Origin of the sequence: Pseudoalteromonas translucida KMM 520 (assembly GCF_001465295.1) — a bacterium.
In the GTDB taxonomy this organism is placed as follows: domain Bacteria; phylum Pseudomonadota; class Gammaproteobacteria; order Enterobacterales; family Alteromonadaceae; genus Pseudoalteromonas; species Pseudoalteromonas translucida.
In genome coordinates, this window is record NZ_CP011034.1 from 1,608,739 (window position 1) to 1,627,332 (window position 18,594).

Annotated in this window: 15 protein-coding genes and 1 tRNA gene; 13 read left to right on the top strand and 3 right to left on the bottom strand. The window is 39.2% G+C overall.

Annotation, left to right across the window (positions count from 1 at the left end):
• Positions 1-51 precede the first annotated feature (51 nt).
• The 6 genes from PTRA_RS07610 to PTRA_RS07635 all read left to right on the top strand — a co-directional run bounded on the left by PTRA_RS07610 (position 52) and on the right by PTRA_RS07635 (position 6,843).
• On the top strand, positions 52-1,869 hold the full coding sequence (locus PTRA_RS07610; RefSeq protein WP_058373308.1) for a M14 family metallopeptidase: 1,818 nt from the start codon (positions 52-54) through the stop codon (positions 1,867-1,869).
• Between the two features lies 1 nt (position 1,870).
• The gene (locus PTRA_RS07615; RefSeq protein WP_058373309.1) at positions 1,871-2,512 is read left to right on the top strand and encodes an MBL fold metallo-hydrolase; all 642 of its coding nucleotides are present in this window, start codon (positions 1,871-1,873) and stop codon (positions 2,510-2,512) included.
• Between the two features lie 94 nt (positions 2,513-2,606).
• Complete coding sequence (locus PTRA_RS07620; protein WP_011328082.1) at positions 2,607-3,065, top strand: Lrp/AsnC family transcriptional regulator; 459 nt, start codon at positions 2,607-2,609, stop codon at positions 3,063-3,065.
• 131 nt (positions 3,066-3,196) lie between these two features.
• On the top strand, positions 3,197-4,753 hold the full coding sequence (locus tag PTRA_RS07625) for a SulP family inorganic anion transporter (protein ID WP_058373310.1): 1,557 nt from the start codon (positions 3,197-3,199) through the stop codon (positions 4,751-4,753).
• Between the two features lie 195 nt (positions 4,754-4,948).
• Entirely contained in the window at positions 4,949-6,019 is a 1,071-nt protein-coding gene (locus tag PTRA_RS07630; protein ID WP_058373311.1) for a sensor histidine kinase, read from the top strand.
• The gene (locus tag PTRA_RS07635) at positions 6,019-6,843 is read left to right on the top strand and encodes a LytR/AlgR family response regulator transcription factor (RefSeq protein WP_058373312.1); all 825 of its coding nucleotides are present in this window, start codon (positions 6,019-6,021) and stop codon (positions 6,841-6,843) included. Before PTRA_RS07630 ends, PTRA_RS07635 begins: the two co-directional genes overlap by 1 nt.
• Positions 6,844-6,925: 82 nt before the next feature.
• Here the strand turns inward: PTRA_RS07635 and pyk are convergent, their stop codons facing one another.
• Positions 6,926-8,362 (bottom strand): pyruvate kinase, encoded by a 1,437-nt coding sequence (pyk, locus tag PTRA_RS07640; RefSeq protein WP_058373313.1) that lies wholly within the window; start codon positions 8,360-8,362, stop codon positions 6,926-6,928.
• Positions 8,363-8,698: 336 nt separating this feature from the next.
• Between pyk and gndA the strand changes: the two genes are divergently transcribed.
• Positions 8,699-10,072, top strand: a complete 1,374-nt coding sequence (gene gndA / locus PTRA_RS07645) for an NADP-dependent phosphogluconate dehydrogenase (RefSeq protein WP_058373314.1) — start codon at positions 8,699-8,701, stop codon at positions 10,070-10,072.
• 262 nt (positions 10,073-10,334) lie between these two features.
• Here the strand turns inward: gndA and ansA are convergent, their stop codons facing one another.
• Together ansA and sppA are read right to left on the bottom strand one after the other, a co-directional pair.
• The gene (gene ansA / locus PTRA_RS07650; protein WP_058373315.1) at positions 10,335-11,345 is read right to left on the bottom strand and encodes an asparaginase; all 1,011 of its coding nucleotides are present in this window, start codon (positions 11,343-11,345) and stop codon (positions 10,335-10,337) included.
• Positions 11,346-11,416: 71 nt separating this feature from the next.
• Complete coding sequence (gene sppA / locus PTRA_RS07655; protein ID WP_058373316.1) at positions 11,417-13,282, bottom strand: signal peptide peptidase SppA; 1,866 nt, start codon at positions 13,280-13,282, stop codon at positions 11,417-11,419.
• Positions 13,283-13,598: 316 nt separating this feature from the next.
• Between sppA and PTRA_RS07660 the strand changes: the two genes are divergently transcribed.
• The 6 genes from PTRA_RS07660 (at position 13,599) to PTRA_RS07685 (ending at position 18,443) form a co-directional block, all read left to right on the top strand.
• Positions 13,599-15,560 carry an oxidoreductase gene (locus PTRA_RS07660; RefSeq protein ID WP_058373317.1) on the top strand — a complete coding sequence of 654 codons (1,962 nt, stop codon included), beginning with the start codon at positions 13,599-13,601 and terminating at the stop codon, positions 15,558-15,560.
• A 219-nt stretch (positions 15,561-15,779) separates the two neighbouring features.
• Complete coding sequence (locus PTRA_RS07665) at positions 15,780-16,328, top strand: NAD(P)H nitroreductase (RefSeq protein WP_058373318.1); 549 nt, start codon at positions 15,780-15,782, stop codon at positions 16,326-16,328.
• A 365-nt stretch (positions 16,329-16,693) separates the two neighbouring features.
• Positions 16,694-17,071: a hypothetical protein gene (locus PTRA_RS07670; protein ID WP_058373319.1), complete on the top strand. Its 378-nt coding sequence runs from the start codon at positions 16,694-16,696 to the stop codon at positions 17,069-17,071.
• 154 nt (positions 17,072-17,225) lie between these two features.
• Positions 17,226-17,316, top strand: a tRNA-Ser gene (locus tag PTRA_RS07675).
• A gap of 50 nt (positions 17,317-17,366) precedes the next feature.
• Entirely contained in the window at positions 17,367-17,753 is a 387-nt protein-coding gene (locus tag PTRA_RS07680) for a hypothetical protein (protein WP_083497508.1), read from the top strand.
• 69 nt (positions 17,754-17,822) lie between these two features.
• The gene (locus tag PTRA_RS07685) at positions 17,823-18,443 is read left to right on the top strand and encodes an FKBP-type peptidyl-prolyl cis-trans isomerase (protein WP_011328094.1); all 621 of its coding nucleotides are present in this window, start codon (positions 17,823-17,825) and stop codon (positions 18,441-18,443) included.
• Positions 18,444-18,594 lie beyond the last annotated feature (151 nt).

The window sequence follows — 18,594 nt, forward strand, 5'->3', positions numbered from 1 at the left end:
AATGTTTAATTGATATAATTTACTTAATTAAGGCGTTTGTTAGAGAATATTATGTTTGTAAGTTTATTAGTTTTATCAGCTAGTGTGGCGTATGACAGCCATTTACCTCCTTTGTTGCCATGGCAAGGGCAAAGCATATCCCTAATGCAAAAAGCAGGTCCGCTGACCACTGACTTTGAACTATCCTCTGGTGAAGCCTCACCAAGTTATGCCGATACGATGGCCTTTGTAGACAGACTGGTTGCTGCGAACCCAACGCAATTTAAAGCTCAAACAATTGGTTACAGCAATAGCAAACGGGCTATAAAAATGTTGATCGCCAGCGAGCAAGGGTATTTTCAAGCCAGTCAAATAGCAAACGATACTAAACCGACCATTTTTGTTCAAGCGGGTATTCATGGCGGAGAAATTGACGGTAAAGATGCCATGTTTATGTTGCTCAGAGATATAGCAACAGGTAAGCGCCGCGATATTTTAAAAAACGTTAATATTTTATTTATTCCTATTTTAAACGTAGATGGCCACGAGCGTAGCAGTGCATTTAATCGTATTAATCAGCGCGGCCCGGTAAAAATGGGTTTTAGAACCAATGGCAATAATCTAAATTTAAATCGTGATTTTACTAAACTCGATACACCAGAAATTAAAAGTGTTTTAAAAGTAATTAACGACTACAACCCTAATTTGTATATTGATGTACATGTAACCGACGGTGCAGATTATCAATACGATGTAACCTATGGCTACAATCCGGTGTTTGCTAGCGAGTCGCCGGCGGTATCAGATACACTCAATCAGCTTTTTAAACCTTTAATAGATGAAAAGCTGGTATCGCAAGGGCATATACCAGGACCACTGGTATTTGTTATGGACAAGCGCGAATTTAAAAGTGGCCTAGCGGGTTGGGTAGCTACGCCCAGATACTCTAACGGCTGGGGAGATTTAAAGTCATTACCGACGATTCTCGTTGAAAACCATTCATTAAAACCTTATAAACAACGTGTTTTGGGGACGTATGTGTTTTTAGATGGCGCAATAAATGCGCTTGCAGAGCATAGTAATGAATTAGTAGCTGCGGTAAAAAAAGAGCAAGCATTTATTCCTAAACAACTTAGTGTTAGGCGCGGTTATGCTGAACAAGCAAACGAAATAGAATTTAAAGGCATAAGTTACGCGCGAGAACAAAATGCACTTTCTGGGCAAGTAGAAGTTAAATATTTAGGTAGCAAGCAAGACTACACTAACCTTCCTATTTATTGGCAAAAAGAGGTGTTGCATACAGTTGAAGTACCTAAAGCATTCTTTATTCCGCCAGTGTATAGCGACCTTGTAGCAAAACTTAAATTGCATGGTGTGGAGCTTACTCAGCTTGAAGGGGTAAATACTCAACCATTAAAAGTTGCCAAAGTAAAAGATTACACTTTTGATAAAGCCCCCTTTGAAGGGCGATTTAGAGTCTCGGCAAACTTTGATTATGTTGCCGCAATTAATGTTGATTTAAATGGCTGGTATCAAGTGAACACGCAGCAAAAAGCAGGCGAGCTGGCGGTGCATTTATTACACCCCGAAGCGCCTGACTCATTTTTTGCGTGGGGCGAATTTAATACTATTTTTCAGCGTACTGAGTACATGGAAAACTATGCATTAATTCCTTATGCTCGCCAAATGCTCAAAAATAATCCTAAATTAGCGCTCGCATTCGATAAGAAGATTAATGAAGATAAGGTATTTGCCAAAGATGCCGATGCGCGTTTAAATTGGTTGTATGAGCAGAGCCCATTTTACGATCAAGCTTATTTAAAATATCCAATATTAATGTCTTTTGAAGAAGACATTGTACTTGCTGAGCAAAAAGATAAAGAAATTTAAGATGCATATAATTACAATACCCGTTACTGCTTTTTCACAAAACTGTCGCATTATTGCATGCTCGCAAAGCAAACAAGCTGTGGTAGTAGACCCAGGTGGCGATTGCAACAAAATTGTGGCGGCATTAAAACAGCACGATTTAACGTTAACAGCAATTTGGTTAACGCATGGCCATTTAGATCATGTTGGCGCCGCTGATGCCTTGCGTAGTACCTATAATGTGAAAATAATTGGGCCACATAAAGATGAGCACTTTTGGTTTGAAAACTTACCAATGCAAGCACACATGTTTGGTTTTGCAGCGGTTACTGCTTTTTATCCAGATGAGTGGCTAGTACACGACGATATAATACGCGTTGGGGAGTTGAGCTTTACCGTAAAGCATTGTCCTGGGCATACTCCAGGTCATGTGGTGTTTTATCATCCGCAACAGCAGTGTGTTATTGTGGGTGATGTAATATTTAAAGGCTCAGTAGGGCGCACGGATTTCCCCAAAGGGGATGCTCAGCAGTTAATTACCTCAATTAAAACGCAAATAATGACGCTCCCCGATAATACCCACATACTTGCAGGGCATGGCAGCGACACGAACGTAGGCTACGAAAAACAAAACAATCCTTTTATAAGTGGGCAGTTTGGTTAATGCTGAGTAAATAATTTTTTTGCCAAAAACAAGCAGACTGTTTTTTAAAACGCATGTATAATTTAGCCAGTTTATCTGATAAATAAGAAATAAAATGTCTCTAAATCACGTAGATCGCCAAATTTTGGCACTTTTGCAGCAAGATGCTAGTTTATCAACCGCTGAAATAGCAGATAAAGTAGGTTTGTCGCAATCTCCTTGTTGGCGCCGTATTGCTAAGCTAGAGCAAGATGGTTACATAAAAAGTAAAGTTGCACTCTTAGATGAGAAAAAACTGGGCTTTGATATGCTGGTTTATGCTCATGTGCGTTTATCGAACCACGGTAAAAAGAACCTTGCTGAATTTGAAAAACTAATATTGAGTTACGATCAAGTAACGGAATGTTACACTATGGCCGGCACCATGGACTTTATGCTGCGTATTATTTCACAAGGTATTGAGGGCTACGAGCACTTTGTACGTGATAACTTGCTTAGCTTAGAGTACGTTCAAGAAGTACATTCTAATGTGACCATGACTTGCGTTAAACGCAGTACTGCTCTACCTCTGTAACCAAATATCTATTAACGCTAGGTACTTATTGCTTAGCGTTAATGCAGTATTGACAATTGTTAACTGGGTGCTTTTTTGATAGAATTCAGCGCTTTTTTGTTACCCGTCTATGAAAACACTTGAGGAACTCAATGTTTAACTTACTCAGCAAAGCGCCAAGCTCTGCTAAAAACGATATCCTATCTGGATTAACCGTGGCATTAGCCTTGGTCCCAGAAGCTGTTGCGTTTGCCTTTGTTGCAAATGTAGAACCTTTAGTTGGACTCTATGCCGCGTTTATCGTTGGTTTAATTACGGCTATTTTCGGTGGTCGCCCTGGTATGATTTCTGGCGCAACCGGTGCCTTAGCTGTTGTTATGGTAAGTTTAGTGTTTGATCATGGGGTTGAATATTTATTTGCCACTGTGCTGCTAATGGGCATACTGCAAATACTTGCTGGAGTTTTTAAGCTCGGAAAGTTTATTCGTATGGTGCCGCACCCAGTAATGCTCGGCTTTGTTAACGGCTTAGCCATAGTGATATTTTTAGCTCAGCTGGGGCAATTTAAAGTTCCCGATGGCATGGGTGGTCAACAATGGATGACAGGTAATCCATTGTTTATTATGTTGGGGTTAGTAGCACTAACCATGGCTATTATTCACTTTTTACCTAAATTAACTACAGCAATTCCATCGTCATTAGTTGCGATAGTAACGGTTACAGCCATTGTAATTGGCTTTGATTTGCAAGCGCACACCGTACTTGATTTCCTAAAAGGGATGACAGGCGATGAAGCGGTAACGATTGCTGGCGGTTTACCAGAATTTCATATTCCTATGGTGCCATTTACCTTAGATACTTTTATTATTATTTTCCCTTATGCACTTATTTTAGCAGCGATTGGTTTAATTGAATCTTTATTAACGCTTAGCCTAATTGACGAAATTACAGAAACGCGTGGGCATAGTAACAAAGAGTGTATAGGCCAAGGCGCTGCAAATATTACTTGTGGCATGTTTGGTGCTATGGGTGGTTGTGCCATGATAGGTCAGTCAATGATCAATATTAACTCAGGTGGGCGTTCGCGTTTATCGGGCATTAGTGCTGCGCTAATATTACTCGCGTTTATTATTTTTGCCTCAGGTTTAATTGAAATGATCCCACTGGCTGCTTTGGTTGGTGTGATGTTTATGGTGGTGTTGGGTACTTTTGAATGGGCAAGCTTTAAAATGATGAAGCGTGTACCACTGTCTGATGCATTTGTAATTGTATTAGTGTCGGGTGTTACCGTTATTACCGACTTAGCCATTGCAGTGTGTGTGGGTGTGATTGTATCGGCATTGGTATTTGCTTGGCAGCATGCAAAGCATATATACACAACCAACTATATTGATGAACAAGGTGCTAAAGTATATGAGTTACATGGGCCGCTGTTTTTTGGTTCGGTTAAAAACTTTGTTGAATTATTCGATGTAAAAAGCGACCCTGACGATATTATTATCGAATTTAAATATAGTCGTGTGGCCGATCACAGTGCCATTGAGGCAATTGATAGCTTAGCTGATAAATATAAAAAAGCAGGCAAAAAATTACACCTACGACACTTAAGTAAAGACTGTACGCAATTGCTACATAAAGCACGCGATTTAGTTCAAGTTAATGTAATTGAAGATCCAACCTATAAAGTAGTATCTGATAAGCTTGCTTAATTTAAATTAAACAATAATTTAGTAAATAAATACGTTAAAAGCGAAAGGTTTATTCCTTTCGCTTTTTTATGCGTACCAATCGATGCGATCAATACCTGTTTGCGGTAAGGCTCTTAAAAAGCAAGACAGTTGGTAGTGCTAAGCGTTTATATAACTCGATATAATAGTGACAAATACACAGGGTAATAATTTATTTTGAATTGGCAATCTTTGATTGATAACAGACAGCGTTTTTTTTGGCTCTTGCAAGTAGCAGGCTGGATTGGTTACGCCTTGGTAAATTATATCGGCTCTAAAGTATTTGAGATGCGCGATATTTACGTATTTGTTATTTTATTAAATGCCTACGCAGGCTGTTTAATGACAGTGCCACTGCGCTATATTTACCGAAAAATTTGGCATGCCTCACCCTGGGTGTTAATGCTGGTTGTATTTAGTGCGTCGTATATTACGGGCACCTTATGGGCTGTGGTACAAAAATTTAATTTATGGGAAATATACCGCCATGGCTATCGGCCAGAAGAGTGGTTTTACTACCTGCAGCAAGGCTTAGATTCGGTATACATAATTTTATGTTGGAGTGGTTTATACTTTGGCGTTAAGTATTACCAGCTATTACAAAGTGAGCGTCAAAAAGCACTAAAAGCCACTACTATGGCGCACGAAGCACAATTGAAAATGCTTAGGTATCAGTTAAATCCCCACTTTTTATTTAATACCCTCAATGCTATTTCTACATTAATTTTGGTAAAAGAGAACAAAGATGCTAATTTAATGGTGTCAAAATTAAGTGACTTTTTACGTTATACACTTAACACAGATCCAATTAAAAAAGTGCCGCTAGAGCAAGAGTTACATGCCTTAATGCTTTACTTAGAAATAGAGCGAGTGCGGTTTGATGAACGCTTAAAAGTAAATGTAGAAATTAGTGAGCAAGCAAAGCAGGCATTAGTGCCGAGCTTGATTTTACAACCTATTATAGAAAATGCGATTAAGTATGCAATTGCACACTTAGTAGAGGGCGGTGTAATAGATATTAAGGCGCAAGTGTTTGCTAATGAATTATTACTTGAAGTAGGTGATAATGGACCAGGAACAGAACTAGTTAATGGTCAGTTGGTAAATGCTCAAGGTGTAGGCGTTGCAAATACCAAGGATAGATTAAAAACGCTCTACGAAAATAATTATTCGTTTGTATTATCGCATAATACGCCAAGTGGATTAAAAGTTAATCTGCGAGTACCGTTTGAGAAGGCAGTAAAGTAATGATAAAAATAAAAACACTTATAGTTGATGATGAGCCGTTAGCACGTAGGGGCTTAGCTGTAAGGCTTGAAGAATTTGCTGACATTGAAGTGATCAAACAATGTAGTTCCGGTGCAGATGCGATTGAAATATGTAAAAGTCAAAAAATAGATCTCATTTTTTTAGATATTCAAATGCCTGGCATGAACGGCTTTGAAGTTGCCCGCGCGTTAAGCGAAAGTACGCGAGTATTACCAGCGATTGTTTTTGTTACTGCTTTTGATCAGTTTGCAGTTAAAGCATTTGAAATACATGCTTTAGATTATATTTTAAAACCCGTTGATGACAACAGACTTAAGCAGGCGGTAGAAAAAGTGCATACTTATTTAAAAACGCAGCAAGACAACGCTCATAAGAAAAAACTAGCAAGCTTTGTCGCTGGGATCACAGGTAATAATTGCGAAGAAATACTTAAAAAATTAGCCACAGGCGACACATTAACTGATAGACGTTACCCAGAGTCGCTTGCCGTAAAAGAGCAGGGCGAAATAATTCGTGTGCCAGTTGTTACTATTCAATGGGTTGATGCTGCGGGTGATTATATGTGCCTACATTGCCAAGATGGGCAAACACATATATTACGCAAAACCATGAAAGAGCTTGAACAAGAGCTTGATCCACAGTTGTTTGTACGCGTGCATCGCAGTGCAATTGTAAATACTAAACAAATCAGTAAATTGGTTACTCAAGTAAGTGGTGAATATTTATTAGTACTTGAAAACGGCCAAGAGCTTAAAGTGAGCCGTAGCTACCGCGATAAAGTAAAAGCAGCATTAGCGAGTTAATATTGCAGTTAGTTGTTGTAGGGTAAATACAAAAAAAGCGAGCTAAGCTCGCTTTTTTGTATTTAAGTTACTGTATTAAGTATTAGCTTACAGTAACAATTTTCATGGTGTTAGTTGCGCCCACAGTTTCCATAGAGTCACCGTGAGTAATAATAACAGTATCACCAGACTCTAAAGCACCTTGTTCAACAAGTGTTGCAAGTGCCGCTTTAACCATACCGTCTTTTTCAGTTTTAGTAGAATCAAAAAATACTGGATAAACACCACGGTATAGTGCAGTTTGCCCTAGTGTACTGGCGTGGCGAGAAAGCGAGTAAATAGGTAAACCAGAGCTTATACGCGACATTAACTTAGCCGTACTACCTGATTCAGTTAAAGTTACAATTGCTTTTACTGAATCTAAGTGGTTTGCTGCATACATAGCCGAAAGGGCGATAGATTCTGCGTTACTTGAAAAACGACTATCTAAACGATGTTTAGAAACATGAGTTTCTTTTTGCGACTCAGCACCTAAACAAACACGTGCCATAGTAGCAACAGTTTCTTCAGGGTAATCACCAGCGGCTGTTTCAGCCGAAAGCATCACTGCATCAGTACCATCAAGCACAGCGTTGGCAACATCCATTACTTCAGCGCGTGTTGGCATTGGATTGTCGATCATCGATTCCATCATTTGCGTCGCAGTAATAACGGTACGGTTTAATGAACGCGCACGGCGAATAATGAGTTTTTGCTTGCCCATTAGCGCGGCATCACCAATTTCAACACCTAAATCACCACGGGCAACCATCACCGCATCAGACGCGAGAATAATATCATCAACGGCTTCTTGTGTTTCAACGGCTTCTGCACGTTCAATTTTTGCCAATAACTGCGCTTTCGAACCTGCGGCTTCTGCTAGTGAGCGTACGTAGCGCATATCATCGCCACTGCGTGGGAATGAAACGGCTATATAATCAACGTCAATTTCTGCAGCAGTAAGTAAGTCTTCTTTGTCTTTTTCTGTAAATGCAGGAGCAGTTAAGCCACCGCCTAAACGGTTAATCCCTTTATTGTTAGATAAAACACCGCCAACAGTTACAGTACAATGTACTAAGTGGCCAACAACTTCGTTAACGCGTAGCTGAATAAGGCCATCGTTTAACAGCAGTAAATCATTAGCGCTTACATCGTTAGGTAGTTCTTTGTAATCTATACCAACAGCGTTAATATCGCCTTCGCCTAATCCCATTTTTGCATCAAGGGTAAATTTGGCACCAACAGCAAGGGTTACTTTACCTTCTTTAAAGGTAGAAACACGAATTTTAGGGCCTTGTAAGTCAGCAAGAATAGCAATATGTTTGCCTAAGCGTTTAGCAATTTCGCGTACCGCTTGGGCACGGTCTTTATGATCTTGTGCCACACCGTGTGAGAAGTTTAAACGTACGACATTTGCACCTGCGCAAATAATTTTTTCTAAGTTGTTATCTCTATCAGTAGCAGGCCCTAGTGTCGCGACTATTTTTGTGCGTCTTAGCATTTAATTCTCCTGTATGCTTAATTTTAAGCAGATTGACGGTTATTTTGTTTTATAAAACAGTTACCATTAGCTGGTAAGTTTTAGTTATGGACAATTTTTATTGTATTGCCACTATTATATACAAAATGAATGTGCAATCATTATGACACCGGTGTCAGGGGGCGTCAATGATCTATAAATTTTTAATCTAGCGACTATTTCTCCCCCTGAGTCCGCTGTTGTTTGATATAATTACATTGTGATAAAAGTATATTTTTTTGCTCATGATATAATACACGTGCCAAAGTATTTATTTAAATTAACTAACCAATTAGTTGTTACCGAGGAGGGCACTAAATGCAAGTTGCATTAGTAGGGTTAGGCGTTATGGGGAAAAACCTTGCCCTAAACTTAATTGAAAAGGGCATAACGCTGGTCGCTTATGACAAAAACCCCCATGCGGGTGAAGAGTTATTGAGCTGCGCTAAGTCAGAAGGTTTAGCTGATAAGCTGCATATTGTTTCTGATTTAGGAGACATGGTTAGACGTTTAGAAGCACCGCGTTCTATTTTGTTGCTTGTTCCTGCGGGCGAGTTGGTTGATGCTGTATGCAGTGAGCTCATAGAAGCAGGTGTACAGTGCAGCGATATTATAGTTGACTGTGGTAACAGTAATTATAAAGACGGTATTAACCGTAAGCTTAAATACCAAAATAAATTTGAGTTTGCCACTATGGGGATTTCAGGCGGCGCAGAAGGTGCTCGTCATGGTCCTGCTATGATGGCAAGCGGATCTGAAGGTGGTTGGGAGCGTGTCGAGCCATGGTTTACAAAGGTTGCTGCAAGTTATAAGGGTGAATCGTGTTTCGCTCGTGTAGGCCAATCAGCCAGTGGTCATTTTGTAAAAATGGTTCATAACGGCATTGAATATGCGCTAATGCAACTTATTGCTGAAGTGTATCAATTGCTGCGTCATGGCACTGGGCGCTCACCTAAAGAAGTAGCAGAAATTTTTAACGACTGGTCGCAAGAGCATTTAAACAGTTACTTATTGTCTATTTCTAGCCACATATTGTCACTTGAAAATCAAAATAATGTACCACTTGTGGACTTAATTGATAATAAAGTAGGCGCTAAAGGCACAGGTTTATGGACTGCACAAAATGCATTAGAGTTAGGTATTGCGGTACCGTCTTTAGTGGCTGCAGTGCAAGCACGTCATTTAACTAATGTTTATGACACAACTGCTGCACAAGAGATGACTTACGCCGATAGAGCAACCACTAAAGTTGAAATTGACTTAGTTGAGCTTAAAGATGCATTTACTTTAGCCAGCTTACTTGCTTATCGCCAAGGTTTGGCTTTAATTAAAGGCGCGTCGCGTACGCATCAGTGGAAAGTAGATTTATCTAAAACACTGCAAACATGGCGTGCGGGTTGTATTATTCGTGCTGATTATTTAGACAGTGTTGCACAAGGCGTTGAATTTATTGACACCCTTGATAAAGAAGTATTTGCACTGCGTAAAATAACAGGCCAAGCAATGATGACAGGCTTAGCGTTTCCGGTGCTTAGCTCATCGCAAACTTACTTTGCTACATTAACCACTCCAAGTAATGGGCATTTAGTACAAGCCCAGCGTGATTACTTTGGTGAGCATGGGGTTAAAACCCATACAGGTGAAGTGTGTCATTTAACAGACCTAGTTGAGATTGACGCGAAAGTACGTTAATCAACCTGATCTCCGGATAATAAACTTATCTCAAGCAGCTATTTTCAGCGCTAACTGCGTTGAATTTACTTGCAATAGGCCAGCTATTGACGCGTAAATTCGTCTTGTTTTCACTGAAAATCTCTGGCTAGAGAAAATAAAATTAAATATAACTATGATTCAATACGTTAGTAAATCTCTTAACCAGAGTTCAGGTTAATTATTAAAACTACAAAAAAGCACGCTAAATTTAGCGTGCTTTTTTAATTTTAAGTCCGCTGAATTAACGGGTTAACTCACCGCGTAAATTGTCTTGCATTAAATGGCGAATTGTCTCTACTTCAAGGTTTTGACTTAATAAGTAATGCAGCTTAGTTAAGCAAGCCTCTAATGTCATATCGTAACCACTGATCACACCTATATTAAGTAGCGCGTTACCCGTTGCATAGCCGCCCATATTTACATGACCTTTTATGCATTGGGTTAAATTTATAATAATAACGCCGCGCTTACTGGCTTGCTCTAAAATAGTTAAAAACTCAGGATCTTGTGGTGCATTGCCCACGCCAAAACTTAATAACACCAATGCTTTAATGCTACCGTTTACTAAACTTTTCACAACTTCAGTACTAATGCCCGGATATAAATGCAGTATCCCAATAGGCTGCGTAGTAATGGGGGTTACCTGTAAATCATTTTCAACATAGGGGCTTAATTGGCCTTTTATAAGTTGAATATTAATACCTGAAAGCGCTAAAGGCTCAAGGTTTGGTGAGGCAAATGCATCAAATCCATCGGCATGGGCTTTAGTGGCTCGATTACCACGAAATAACTGATTATTAAAAAATAAGCTTACTTCAGCAATAGGGTAATTTGCTGCTAAGTACATGGCATTGAGTAAATTTACTTGCCCATCTGAGCGCAGTTGCGACAAGGGAATTTGTGAGCCGGTAACGATTACAGGCTTGGTTAAATTTTCAAACATAAAAGATAATGCGGCGGCGGTATACGCCATAGTGTCGGTGCCATGGAGGACAACAAAGCCATCATAGTCTTGATATTTGTTTTTTATATCATCTGCTATTAACTGCCAGTGGGCTGGCGTCATATCAGAGGAATCAATTAAAGGGCAATACTCGTGAATATCAAAAAGTGGCATTTCTTCACGGTTAAACTCTGCATTATTGACCACAGTCTGAGTTAAGAACCCTTCTGCAGGAATATAGCCGCGACTCGATTTTTTCATCCCAATTGTACCGCCAGTATAAGCGATGTAAATGCGTTTACGTTTCATAAAAAAGCCCAGTAAAATAACTGGGCTTAGTATAACTTTAAATACAACTGCTTATAAAGGCAGATGCACTTTTATTGTGCGACAGAGCAAGCTAAACAGCGCGCATAAACACCTTGTGGATCGTTATAATCTTTAAGGTTATCTATTTCGCTACTTAAACGCTTAACCACACTTTGTAAGTTAGCTTGCGTTGCAAGCACCGAGGTTGTTGCGTTGTTACTGCCAAGCATTGACTTAACTGATGCGTTACCCAAAATATCTTGAATCATTTTTTGTTGCGGGCTCAAGCTTTGTTTAATCGTTTTCACATCGTAATGATTTAGTTTAGCAAGTGCTGCTGCCGCTTTAATTGCGTCTTGCTTATCACCTAGTTTATCGATTAAGCCTAGCTCTTGTGCTTTTGCTGCAATCCATACACGGCCTTGCGCTATATTATCAACTTGCTCAGGTGTCATGTTACGTGCATCTGCAACCACATCTAAAAAGCGTCCGTAGGCCTCCTCAACACTCATTTGAATTACTTGCGCCATTTTGTCATCAAGCGGGCGAGTAATAGAAAACCCAGCCATGTCGGTAGTTGCCACGCCATCCGAGTAAACACCAAGGTTAGATAAGGTGTTTTCAAAGGTCATAAAGGTGCCAAATACGCCAATAGAGCCGGTAATTGTGCTTGGCGCAGCCCAAATTTCATTTGCTGCTGAAGCAATCCAATAACCGCCAGAAGCTGCAACAGAGCTCATTGAAGCAATAACAGGTTTACCTGCTGCTTTAAGTGCTAACACTTCAGCGCGAATAACTTCAGAGGCAAACATACTGCCGCCACCCGAATCAATGCGCAGTACTACAGCTTTAACTTTGTCATCTAAACGTGCATTACGTAGTAGCGCCGCTGTAGAGTCGCCGCCAATTTCACCGGCTTTGCGCTCGCCATCTACAATTGTACCTCTAGCAACAACTACCGCGACTTTTTCTGTCATTGGGTTATCAAATACAACAGGGGGCTTAACTAAGCTTAAATATTGACGAAATGAAACTTGTTTAAAGGTTTTACCTTTTTCATCAGCGCCAACTAAATCAATTAATTGTTGGCGAACTTGTTGATTGGTTTTTAATGTGTCGACCCATTGATTATCAAGCGCATACTGACCCGCGTCGCCATTTGCGGCTGTCATTTTTGCTAAAAACACATCCATGGTTTCGTCAAAGTTTGATTCATCAAAAGGACGTACTGCAGCAACATCTTGTTTGTATTCATTCCAAAGTGCAGTTAACCATACGCGGTTAGCTTCTTTAGCTGCATCCGACATGTCATTGCGAATAAACGGCTCAACAGCCGATTTAAACGTACCAACACGGAATATATGCTGTGTTACTTTTAACTTTTCAAGTGCTTCTTTAAAGTACAGTGGGTACATACCAAAGCCTTCAATTGCTACACTGCCATAAGGGTGCATAGCAACTTCATCTGCATGTGCTGCAATATAGTATTGAGCTTGAGTATAGTAATAACCAGAGGCAATAACTTTTTTACCCGTTTGTTTAAATGCTTCAAGTGCCTTGGTAATTTGCTTTAATTTATTTAAATGCGCTTTTGGCATTTCTTGTAAATCTAACAGTATTACGCTGATACGGTCATCTTTTGCGGCTTCATTAATAACCTCAACTATATCATCAAGTAAAATTTCACCCGGTGATTCAGCGTTTGAAGTAGCATCACTAATTGCCGCTTCAATAGGATCTATGTAGGTTTTTTCTTCAACAATAGGGCCGTTTAGATTTAGTCTAAGTACTGAGCCATTTTCTACAATTATTTTATCGCCATCACTAGAAATAGACACAATAAAAACAATAACCAGTAATAAAAATAAAATGTTTAGTATTAAACGACGAGAAAAATTTATCCCAGTCCAAATACCTTTAAATACTTTTGCAATCAAAATAGATCCTTAATTTGGTACAACTAATACATTACAAGCATCTTAGCTCAGAATATAAATAAATTTAACTGCTAAATCGTAACGAAGTATTTATAAAGCTAATTATGCCACTGTTGCTATTCACATTTTTATCAAAATAAACTTCAATTTCGTTTTTTGGAATTTAAAAAGTAGGCTTGCAATAGCCGAAAAATGGGTATTGTTAGCCTAATGTGTAACAGTTTATTAAAATACTAAGTTCAGATATTGCTTATTGGTCGGTATTAAAGCAGAATTGATCAATGCACACAGGTTAGACCAGTTAATGGGGCACAGGATGTTAGAACAACAATTACAATTAAAACACACACAATTACGTAACCGCTTAGTAATGGGCTCAATGCACACCGGCCTTGAAGAAGGTTGGCACAACCGCAAACGCCTACGTGCCTTTTACGAAGCACGTGCTAAAGGTGGTACTGCCATGTTAATTACCGGGGGCTATAGCCCAAATTTACGCGGTAAATTAACGCCTATTTCGTCATCCTTTAATAGTTATTACGATGTTTTTAAACATCGTGCTTACACCAACGCAGTACATAAACATGGTGGCAAAATATGTTTGCAACTACTTCACGCCGGGCGTTATGCGTATCACCCTTTTAATCAAGCTCCGAGCGCAATTAAAGCACCTATTAGTCCTTATAAGCCAAAGGCAATGTCGTTAAGCTCAATTAAAAAAACCATTAAAGACTTTGCACATTCAGCCTACATGGCTGAATGTGCAGGTTACGATGGCGTTGAAGTAATGGGCTCTGAAGGGTATTTAATTAACGAGTTTATGGCGCCGTATACTAATAAACGAGACGATGAGTTTGGTGGCAGTTTAGAAAATAGAATGCGTTTAGCCGTTGAAATAGTTAAAGCGGTTAGGGCTAAGGTATCGGAGCAGTTTTTAATTATTTTTAGGCTGTCGGTTATGGATTTAATTCCTAATGGCTCGACCCCTGACGAAGTAACTATTCAAGCGCTTGAACTTGAAAAAGCGGGTGTTGATATTTTTAATACTGGAATAGGGTGGCACGAAGCGCGAGTTCCTACAATTGCTAGTATGGTTCCGCCTGGGGCGTTTAAAGAAGCATCAAAACGCTTAAAAGATGTCATTAAAGTACCTGTTATAGCGGTAAACCGTATTAACACCCCAGAAATAGCTAACGAAATACTAAACGCAGGCGATGCCGACTTAATTTCGATGGCGCGGCCTTTACTGGCTGATCCGGAATTTTTCAATAAATATAATAATCAGTTATCAAAGCATATTAATATTTGTATAGGGTGTAACCAAGGGTGTTTAGATCACGTATTTAAAGGTAAACGTGCTACTTGTTTAGTTAACCCACAAGCAGCTTTTGAACTTGACTACCCACTAGAAAAAACCACTAAAGCTAAAAAGGTATTAGTAGTTGGTGCAGGGCCTGCGGGTTTATCATCAAGTTGTTATTTGGCAGAAAAAGGCCATACGGTAACGCTGATTGATCAAAAAATGCAAATGGGTGGCCAATTCAATTTAGCCATGCAAATACCTGGAAAAGAAGACTTTAATCATACCTTAGCGTATTACACTAATGAGCTTGAGCGTTTAAACGTAACGGTTGAGTTAGGTAAAGCATACAACGACAGCATGCTTGCACACTATGATGACATTGTATTTGCCACAGGGGTAAGGCCGCGTGAGGCAAGTATTGAATGCAGTGATGGTAAACGCGTATTTGCCTACGATGAAGTTATTCGTGGTGAAGTAGAGTTAGGTAAATCAATTGCTATATTAGGCGCCGGTGGAATCGGGTTTGATATGGTGGCTTTTTTAAGCGAGCAAAAGTCGCAAAGTATTAGTGACTTTAAAAGCCAGTGGGGTATTGAGTGCGAAGCTAAACCCCATAAAGATGATCGCCAACTGTATATGTTAAAGCGCAGTGCAGGGCGCTTTGGTAGTGATTTGGGTAAAACAACAGGCTGGATACATCGCCAAGTAGCTAAACAACATAGCGTTAAACAAATTGCTGATTGTCAGTACCATAGTTTTGATAAAAATGGTTTAACCGTTACGGTTGCAGGAGATAAGCAAGTATTAGCTGTAGATACTGTGATTGCCTGTATTGGTCAGGTTTCTAATAATGAAGTATTGGCAAATCAAAGCGACAACGCCAAAGTGCATGTTATTGGGGGGGCTAAGCTTGCCACCGCAATTGATGCCAAACGTGCTATTTATGAAGCGCTGCAAATTGCCAGAGAGATATAACACCCCAGCTTAACCAATAGGTTAGTCTGCTTGTTATAACCAATTAGCTACTGCATACTATACCCCGCTATTAAGGCGGGGTATAAGTTTATCCCGCCTGTAAATATACAGCTTAGGCTGTTTATCTATTATTCTTGCTAAAGTGAGCACTGATATTACAGCGCTTTATTTTTCTATGTTAAATCAATGCTATGCTAGCTTTTATTTTGAGAGATGGTTATGAACGCGATTGAATTATTATTGACCCGTCAATCTGACGCCAAATTAACAGAGCCAGGCCCTAATGAAGAGCAACTCGCAGTGATCCAGCAAGCTGCGCTGCGTGTTCCCGATCATGGTTGTATTGCACCTTGGCAATTTATTGTTGTAGAGGGTGATGCGCGCCATAAATTAGGCGACATTTTTCAGCAAAGTGCAATTGCAGAGCAACAAGCTGAAAAAATGATTGAGCGTACTAAAGAGCATCCGTTGCGCGCGCCTATGATTATTATTGCTATAGCAAAGTATCAAGAACACCCAAAAGTCCCTCGAATTGAGCAAATACAAAGCGCAGGGTGTAGCGTGTTTGCTATGCAACAAGCGGCTTTTGCACAAGGGCTTAGTGGTATTTGGCGAACTGGTTTTTTTGCGCAAAGCCCTGCAGTTAAACAGGCATTAAAATTAAATGAGCAAGACGAAATAGTAGGCTATTTGTATTTAGGCACACCTGCTGTTGAGTGTAAAAAGTCGCCTCGTCATAAAGCTGCTGATTTTTTCAGCTACTTATAAAATAAGATGAACTTTTTGCCCTACTTATACTCATACACCATTAACGCTTGTATGTTAAAGTAGATGTGTAACTGAACTCTTGATAATAAATTTATCTCAAGCAGCTATTTTCAGCGTTAACTGCGTTGAATTTACTTGCAATAGGCCACTGAAAATCTCTGGCTAGAGAAAATACGTTTAAATATCATTATTATTAAAGTTGTTAGTAAATATCTTAACCAGAGTTCATGTTAAGTAGTTTAGCTGTGAGAAGTGCTAGGATGCGTAATCTATAAAACTCCTTCTGCAGTTTGTTTTTTAATCGATTGTTTTTTGATAAAGTATGGAAAGTCTTAATAAAAACAAAGATAAAGAAGACGAAATTAATGGGAAATTTATTTTTACGTGAAAAAGAAAGTTGGCTAGCCTGGTCTTTTTGGGGCGCCATAGGCGCTTTAATAACCCTTTATGTTGCAATGAGTACCAGTAAAGCACATTTTATTGTTGCCTCATCAATGGCTGTATTAGTTGTTTTAACCTGGTGGATGCAACAATCTAAACGCTATGACTTTGGTCGTGCATTTAAAATATGTTGTTATGTGTTATTACTAACCGTATTGCCTGCATTTGTGGTTGTAGTAGTACCTAATGATGATTTAAATCGATTTGATTTAATATTTCAAAGTGTAACATTTTTAACTTTAAGTTTATTTGTGTGTTTGCTTTGTTCTTGGATTGCACGCAGGCCAAAGCAATATTACTAAAATAAACACCTTTGTTAAATTTAGCAGTCGCTAAATTAATAACCCTTGGTATTTTAATAGATTGCTTTAATTTTAAGCATAAAATTATTTTTAACGATTTTATGCTTTTAAGCCTTTACAAACTTGGCATTTCCCCCTATTATTCGCGCCGTGCGGAGAGATGGCAGAGTGGTCGAATGCACCGGTCTTGAAAACCGGCATGGGTTTATAGCCCATCTAGGGTTCAAATCCCTATCTCTCCACCATTATTTAAAAAAACCGCCTTATTGGCGGTTTTTTGCTTTGTGGAACTTGTATGTCAAAATCAACTAACCTTTCAACCTCACAGCAATTAATTAAACACGTTTTATTATGGATTGTGTTTGCTTATTTATATCAAAGTGCAATAAGTTTATTAGTCAAAATGGCACTTGATGCGCAACCAAATAACCCTGTTATTACCGCTTTTGTTTATGCCCTCGGTTTTAATATTTTAGTGGCTCATTTAATTACTAAATACGATAAATTTTGGCCGGTTATTGGCTCAGTATTTATAGGTTTAGTTGGGCTTGTGGTAATTCCGTTTTTATTATTTGGTGCCAGTGGATTACTCACTTTAGCGCTGCTTGCTGGAATTTTATGCAGTTTACCGGTGAGTACCTATATTGTTGGCCTAATTAAAGTAAAACACAGCAAAAACTAGCCCCAAAGCGGGTTTATTTTGTGATAGCATAGTCGCGTCTTTTAACTAACAAAACGTGAAAAACACATTATGTCAGATAATTTTACTACAGATGCTGAAAAAGCAAGTTACGGTATTGGTTTACAAATGGGTGAGCAACTTAAGTCTAATCCTTTTGAAGGCTTAAACCTAAATTCAGTGTTTGAAGGCATGAAAGATGCGTACGCAGGTAGCGCTTTTCAAGTTGAGATCCCTGAGATCCAAGCTGCTTTTGAAAAAATCAATGAAGAAATTCAAGCTCGTCGTGAGCAAGAATCACAAGTACTTGCTGCTGAAGGCATTGCATTTTTAGAAGAAAATGCAAAACGTCCTGAAATCACAGTAACTGAGTCAGGTCTTCAATACGAAGTAATTACTACAGGTGAAGGCGATAAGCCAACAGCTGAGTCTACTGTACGTGTTGATTACCACGGTACATTAATTAACGGTACTGTTTTTGATAGCTCATACGAGCGCGGTCAACCTGCTGAATTCCCAGTAGGTGGCGTGATCAAAGGCTGGACTGAAGCATTACAAATGATGCCAGCGGGTACTAAATGGCGTCTTTACGTTCCTCATGACCTTGCTTATGGTGAACGTGGTGCCGGTGCTGCAATCGCACCTTACTCAACACTAGTATTTGATGTTGAGCTACACGAAATTATTGCTTAAGTTTTCTTAAACAATAAATAAAAAACCGCACTCATTAAATTGAATGCGGTTTTTTTGTGTCTAGCGGTATATTTAACTTTTTATTTGCTCATCTATGCTTATCAACCTGAGCTCCGGATAATAAACTTATCTCAAGCAGCTATTTTCAGCG